Origin of the sequence: Robertkochia sediminum (genome assembly GCF_016786255.1) — a bacterium.
GTDB lineage: Bacteria > Bacteroidota > Bacteroidia > Flavobacteriales > Flavobacteriaceae > Robertkochia > Robertkochia sediminum.
The window spans coordinates 1-271 of the sequence record NZ_JADMKT010000005.1; the positions used below are offsets into that span (position 1 = coordinate 1).

Annotated in this window: 1 tRNA gene; it reads left to right on the plus strand. The window is 48.7% G+C overall.

From position 1 onward, the window contains the following. A tRNA-Val gene (locus tag IS446_RS00015) sits at positions 1-75 on the plus strand. Positions 76-271: the final 196 nt, after the last annotated feature.

Genomic DNA, 271 nt, shown 5'->3' on the forward strand with positions numbered 1-271 from the left:
GGGCGATTAGCTCAGTTGGTTCAGAGCACCTGCCTTACAAGCAGGGGGTCACTGGTTCGAATCCAGTATCGCCCACAACCCAAGATCCCGATAGGAAACTATCGGGATTTTTTTATACCCTAAAGCGAGCCAAGCTTGCTTGAGCGAAGCGTGTTGGGTATAAAAAAATAATCAAGGCGTAGCCTTGATGGATTTTGGTATTGCAACATCCCCTCTTTGGATCACCGACCGGAGGGAGGTAATCCGGAGGAGTTAGGAGGTTATAGGGTTA